5 protein-coding genes are annotated in these 6,771 nt (G+C 61.3%); all 5 read left to right on the top strand.

Going from position 1 to position 6,771, the window contains the following annotated elements; genetic code table 11:
- Positions 1–73 precede the first annotated feature (73 nt).
- The 5 genes from glpE to AC0Z2B_RS29520 all read left to right on the top strand — a co-directional run bounded on the left by glpE (position 74) and on the right by AC0Z2B_RS29520 (position 6,721).
- Entirely contained in the window at positions 74–403 is a 330-nt protein-coding gene (glpE, locus tag AC0Z2B_RS29500) for a thiosulfate sulfurtransferase GlpE (protein ID WP_476301398.1), read from the top strand.
- A gap of 279 nt (positions 404–682) precedes the next feature.
- Positions 683–2,605 (top strand): PrkA family serine protein kinase, encoded by a 1,923-nt coding sequence (locus AC0Z2B_RS29505; protein ID WP_158153224.1) that lies wholly within the window; start codon positions 683–685, stop codon positions 2,603–2,605.
- 124 nt (positions 2,606–2,729) lie between these two features.
- Positions 2,730–4,004 (top strand): YeaH/YhbH family protein, encoded by a 1,275-nt coding sequence (locus tag AC0Z2B_RS29510; RefSeq protein WP_416427169.1) that lies wholly within the window; start codon positions 2,730–2,732, stop codon positions 4,002–4,004.
- Positions 4,001–5,563, top strand: coding sequence for a SpoVR family protein (locus AC0Z2B_RS29515; protein ID WP_473004674.1), 1,563 nt, complete (start codon positions 4,001–4,003; stop codon positions 5,561–5,563). Before AC0Z2B_RS29510 ends, AC0Z2B_RS29515 begins: the two co-directional genes overlap by 4 nt.
- A gap of 66 nt (positions 5,564–5,629) precedes the next feature.
- Positions 5,630–6,721, top strand: coding sequence for a tRNA nucleotidyltransferase/poly(A) polymerase-related protein (locus AC0Z2B_RS29520; RefSeq protein WP_476301401.1), 1,092 nt, complete (start codon positions 5,630–5,632; stop codon positions 6,719–6,721).
- Positions 6,722–6,771: the final 50 nt, after the last annotated feature.

The raw sequence follows: 6,771 nt of genomic DNA on the forward strand, positions 1-6,771 counted from the left end.
ATTCGGAGTGAACCTGAGGGCCAGCGCAGCCTGGCGGCAGCGGCTGCAAGCCGATCATACCCAGGAGCCTGTCATGACCGAATTCAAACGCATCCCGCCGCAAACGGCCCATGAGCTGCTCGCCAATGGCGCGACCATCGTCGACGTGCGCGACGCCCAGACCTTCGCCGCCAGCCACATCCCCAACGCGCAGCACCTGGACAACCACTCGGTGCAGGACTTCATCCGCGGCGCCGACCTCGACAAACCCCTGGTAGTGGTCTGCTACCACGGCAACTCCAGCCAGGGCGCCGCAGCCTACCTGGTCAGCCAGGGCTTTGCCGAGGTGTACAGCCTGGATGGCGGCTTCGAGCTGTGGAAAGTCACCTACCCCGAGCAAACCGCGCAAGGCATCGCGGAATAAATTTTTTCTGACGCCAAGCCCCCGCCCCACGGGGCTTCGCGCGGGCTGACGAACGGTCGGCCCATAACATATCGCTCATTGCACCTTGAAGTCTGAGATTCCCAACTATCCTTAGGTTCAGGCCATCCAAAACAGGGGAGAGCCGGTACACCGACGCGCGGGTCATCGGTAGCGACTTAGAGGTGTTCTGGGGGGTATACAGCGGCCGATCGTTTCGACTGCTGCCAGCATCAACTGATTGATCCGACGTCGGCTCCACGTATCGAGCGAGGTGACGTCATGAGTATTTTTAGCCACTTCCAACAGCGTTTCGAGTCCACTCGTCAGGAAGAACTCTCGCTGCAGGAGTATCTCGAGCTCTGCAAAAAGGATCGCAGTGCCTACGCTTCTGCCGCCGAACGCATTCTGATGGCAATCGGGGAACCGGAGTTGCTCGACACGTCGACCAATTCGCGGCTGTCGCGCATCTTCTCCAACAAGGTGATCCGGCGCTATCCAGCCTTCGAAGACTTCCACGGCATGGAGGAGTGCATCGACCAGATCGTCTCGTACTTCCGCCACGCCGCGCAGGGCCTGGAAGAGAAGAAACAGATCCTCTACCTGCTGGGCCCGGTGGGCGGCGGCAAATCGTCCCTCGCCGAAAAACTCAAGCAACTGATCGAGAAAGTACCCTTCTACGCCATCAAGGGCTCGCCGGTGTTCGAATCGCCCCTGGGGCTGTTCAACGCCACCGAGGATGGTGCCATCCTGGAAGAGGACTTCGGCATCCCGCGCCGCTACCTCAACACCATCATGTCGCCGTGGGCCACCAAGCGCCTGGCCGAGTTTGGCGGCGACATCAGTCAGTTCCGCGTGGTCAAGCTGTACCCGTCCATCCTCAACCAGATCGCCGTGGCCAAGACCGAACCGGGCGACGAGAACAACCAGGACATCTCCGCGCTGGTGGGTAAAGTCGACATCCGCAAGCTGGAGGAATACCCACAGAACGACGCCGACGCCTACAGCTACTCGGGCGCGCTGTGCCGGGCCAACCAGGGCCTGATGGAATTCGTCGAGATGTTCAAGGCGCCGATCAAGGTCCTGCACCCCTTGCTCACCGCCACCCAGGAAGGCAACTACAACAGCACCGAAGGCCTGGGGGCCATCCCCTACTCCGGCATCCTGCTGGCCCACTCCAACGAATCGGAATGGCACAGCTTCCGCAACAACAAGAACAATGAGGCGTTCATCGACCGGATCTACATCGTCAAGGTGCCGTACTGCCTGCGCGTCAGCGACGAGATCAAGATCTACGACAAGCTGCTGTTCAACAGCTCCCTGTCCAAGGCCCATTGCGCCCCCGACACCCTCAAGATGCTGGCCCAGTTCACCGTGCTGTCGCGCCTCAAGGAGCCGGAAAACTCCAACATCTACTCGAAGATGCGCGTCTACGACGGCGAGAACCTCAAGGACACCGATCCCAAGGCCAAGTCGATCCAGGAATACCGCGACAGCGCCGGCGTGGACGAGGGCATGAACGGCCTGTCGACCCGCTTCGCGTTCAAGATCCTGTCCAAGGTGTTCAACTTCGACCCGCATGAAATCGCCGCCAACCCGGTGCACCTGCTGTACGTGCTTGAACAGCAGATCGAGCAGGAGCAATTCCCGGCGGAGGTGCGCGAACGCTACCTGCGCTACCTGAAGGAATACCTGGCGCCGCGCTACATCGAGTTCATCGGCAAGGAAATCCAGACCGCGTACCTGGAGTCCTACAGCGAGTACGGCCAGAACATCTTCGACCGCTACGTGCTGTACGCCGACTTCTGGATTCAGGACCAGGAATACCGCGACCCGGAAACCGGCGAAATCCTCAACCGCGTGGCCCTCAACGAAGAACTGGAGAAAATCGAGAAGCCAGCCGGCATCAGCAACCCGAAGGATTTCCGCAACGAGATCGTCAACTTCGTGCTGCGCGCCCGGGCCAACAACAACGGCAAGAACCCCACCTGGCTCAGCTACGAGAAGCTGCGGGTGGTCATCGAGAAGAAAATGTTCTCCAACACCGAGGACCTGCTGCCCGTCATCAGCTTCAACGCCAAGGCCAGCAAGGAGGACCAGCAAAAACACAACGACTTCGTTACGCGAATGGTCGAACGCGGGTACACCGACAAACAGGTACGGCTGCTCTCCGAGTGGTACCTGCGGGTCAGAAAGTCGCAGTGAAGCAGCGGTAAGCTTCAAGCTGCACGCCTTGGGGCACCGCCACCGCGCCGGTGCCCCGAGGTCGCGGCCTGTAGCTTTTGACTTGCGGCTTGCAGCTTAAGGCTTGCAGCTGCCCGGAGGGCCTATGAGCTACGTGATCGACCGACGCCTGAATGGCAAGAACAAGAGCACGGTGAACCGCCAGCGTTTCCTGCGGCGCTACCGTGACCACATCAAGAAGGCGGTGGAAGAGGCGGTCAGCCGTCGCTCCATCACCGACATGGAACATGGCGAACAGATCAGCATCCCTGGCCGCGACATCGACGAGCCGGTGCTGCACCATGGCCGCGGCGGCAAGCAGACCGTCGTGCACCCCGGCAACAAGGAATTCACCGCCGGCGAGCACATCGCCCGGCCCCAGGGGGGCGGCGGCGGTGGCAAGGGCCCCGGCAAGGCGGGCAATTCCGGCGAAGGCATGGACGAGTTCGTGTTCCAGATCACCCAGGAAGAGTTCCTGGAGTTCATGTTCGAAGACCTCGAACTGCCCAACCTGGTGAAACGCAACCTCAGTGGCACGGACACCTACAAGACCGTGCGCGCGGGTATCAGCAACGAAGGCAACCCCTCACGCATCAACATCATCCGTACCCTGCGCTCGGCCCATGCCCGGCGAATCGCCCTGTCAGGCAGCAGCCGCGCCAAGCTGCGCGAGGCCAAGGCAGAACTCGAGCGGCTGCGACGGGAAGAGCCGGACAACTTCGGCGATATTCAGGAAATGGAGACGGAAATCGAGCGTCTCAGCGCGCGCATCCATCGCGTGCCATTCCTTGATACCTTCGACCTCAAGTACAACCTGCTGGTCAAGCATCCCAACCCCAGCTCCAAGGCGGTGATGTTCTGCCTGATGGACGTGTCCGGGTCCATGACCCAAGCCACCAAGGACATCGCCAAGCGCTTCTTCATCCTGCTGTACCTGTTCCTCAAGCGGAACTACGACAAGATCGAAGTGGTGTTCATCCGCCACCACACCAGCGCCCGCGAAGTGGACGAGGAAGAGTTCTTCTACTCCCGGGAAACCGGCGGCACCATCGTCTCCAGCGCCCTGAAGCTGATGCAGGAGATCATGGCCGAGCGCTACCCCACCAATGAATGGAACATCTACGCGGCGCAGGCGTCGGACGGCGACAACTGGAACGACGACTCGCCCATCTGCCGCGAGATCCTGACCAAGCAGATCATGCCGTTCGTGCAGTACTACACTTATGTGGAGATCACCCCGCGCGAACACCAGGCATTGTGGTTCGAGTACGAACGCATCGGCGAAGCCTTTGCCGACACGTTCGCCCAGCAGCAACTGGTATCGGCCGGGGATATCTACCCGGTCTTCCGTGAACTCTTCCAGCGCAGGTTAGTGACATGACCGCCAGAGAGCAGAAACGCCAACCCCTGTCCACGGGCTCCGAGTGGACCTTCGAACTGATCCAGGCCTACGACCGGGAAATCAGCCGGATTGCCGAGCGTTATGCACTGGATACCTACCCCAACCAGATCGAGGTGATCACGGCTGAACAGATGATGGACGCCTACGCCTCGGTAGGCATGCCCCTGGGCTACCATCACTGGTCCTACGGCAAGCACTTCCTCAGCACGGAAAAATCCTACACCCGTGGGCAGATGGGCCTGGCCTACGAGATCGTCATCAACTCCGACCCGTGCATCGCCTACCTGATGGAGGAAAACACCATCTGCATGCAGGCGCTGGTGGTGGCCCATGCCTGCTATGGCCACAACAGCTTCTTCAAGGGCAACTACCTGTTCCGCACCTGGACCGACGCCAGCTCGATCATCGACTACCTGGTGTTCGCCAAGCAGTACATCATGCAGTGCGAGGAACGCCACGGCATCGACGCGGTGGAAGACCTGCTGGACTCCTGCCATGCCCTGATGAACTACGGCGTGGACCGCTACAAGCGCCCCTACCCGATCTCTGCCGAGGAAGAGCGGCGGCGGCAGAAGGACCGCGAGGAGCACATGCAGAAGCAGATCAACGATCTGTGGCGCACCATCCCGAAAAGCGCGGACAAGAACAGCGAGCGTGACAACGCCCGCTTCCCGGCCGAACCCCAGGAGAACATCCTCTACTTCATCGAGAAGCACGCGCCGCTGCTGGAGCCCTGGCAGCGCGAGGTGGTACGCATCGTGCGCAAGATCGCGCAGTACTTCTACCCTCAGCGCCAGACCCAGGTGATGAATGAAGGCTGGGCGACATTCTGGCACTACACACTGATGAACGACCTGTACGACGAAGGCCTGGTCACCGACGGCTTCATGATGGAATTCCTGCAGTCGCACACCAGCGTGGTGTTCCAGCCCGGCTTCGACAGCCCCTACTACAACGGCATCAACCCCTACGCGCTGGGCTTTGCCATGTACCGCGACATCCGCCGCATGTGCGAAGAACCAACGGAGGAAGATCGCCGCTGGTTCCCGGAAATTGCCGGCACGGATTGGCTTTCTACCATCAAGTTCGCCATGACCAGCTTCAAGGACGAGAGTTTCATCCTGCAGTACCTGTCGCCCAAGGTCATCCGCGATTTGAAACTGTTCAGCATCATGGATGACGATCAGCGCGATGACCTGCTGGTGCCTGCCATCCACGATGAAGGCGGCTACCGCATCATTCGCGAGACCCTGGCCGCGCAGTACAACCTGGGCAACCGCGAACCCAACGTGCAGATCTGGAGCATCGACCGCCGTGGCGACCGTTCGCTCACCCTGCGCCATCAACAACATGACCGCAAACCCCTGGGCGAGTCCACCGACGAGGTGCTCAAGCACCTGCACCGGCTGTGGGGCTTCGACATCCACCTGGAAACCCTGCAGGGCGACCAAGTCATGAAGACCCACCATGTTCCCCCAAAGACGGAACACAGCGAAGGTGACTACGGACGCCTTGACCTCGCTGTCGTTCACCTCTAACCAAGGCATCTGACCTCCCCGGGCCCGGCAGACAGGTTATCCTGTCGGGTCTACGGAGGTTTTTTCATGCAGATTTTCAAAGTCGGCGGCGCGGTGCGCGACCGTCTCCTGGGCCGCCCGGTCACCGACATCGATTGGGTGGTGGTGGGCGCCACCGTCGAGCAGATGCACGCCCTGGGCTACCGGCCGGTGGGCGCGGATTTCCCGGTGTTCCTGCACCCGAAAACGGGCGAGGAATACGCCCTGGCGCGCACCGAACGCAAGAGCGGCCACGGCTACGGCGGCTTTGTGTTTCACGCCAGCCCCGACGTTACCCTGGAGCAGGACCTGATCCGCCGTGACCTGACCATCAACGCCATGGCCGAGGACGATGACGGCAATGTGGTCGACCCCTACCACGGCCAGGCCGACCTGGAACGACGAATTCTACGCCACGTTTCCCCGGCGTTCGCCGAAGATCCCCTACGTGTGCTACGCGTTGCCCGCTTTGCCGCGCGCTACGCCGAGACAGGATTCACCGTCGCCGCCGACACACTGGATTTGATGCGCGTGCTGAGCGAATCAGGTGAGCTGCAAGCACTGACCGCCGAACGCAGCTGGAAGGAAATCGCCCGGGCGCTGATGGAAAACCAGCCACAGGTGTTTATCCAGGTGCTGCACGACTGCGGCGCCCTGAAGCAGCTGATGCCGGAACTGGAGGCCCTGCCAATCGAACGCCTGGGCGCCCTGGAACAGGCTGCACGCCACGAACAACCACTGACCGTGCGCTGGGCGTGCCTGGCAGGCGGCCTGGGCAAGGCCATCAACGAACGCTTCAAGGTGCCCCGCGACTGCCAGGAGTTGGCGATGCTGGTAGGTCAGTACGGCGAGGATGGCCGCCGCGCGCTGCAACTGGAAGCCGCACAGCTACTGGAATTGCTGCAGGGCTTCGACGTGTACCGTCGGCCGCAGCGCTTTGAGGAGTTCATCAGGGTGGGCGAGATGGAGGCGCTCGCCCGCGGCGAAAGTTATCCACAGGCCGATTACCTACGCGGCGCAGCGGATGCAGCCCGCGGGGTAGCGGTAAAACCGCTGGTGGAAGCCGGCTATACCGGACAACACTTGGGCGAGGCGCTGAAAGCCGAACGCCTGAAGGCCTTGCAGGCCTACACGGCTTGAAACCGCGTCGCCTGCATCGCGACCAAGGTCGGCTCCTACCCAAATCGGCG

The organism is Pseudomonas sp. GYB4201 (genome assembly GCF_056312595.1).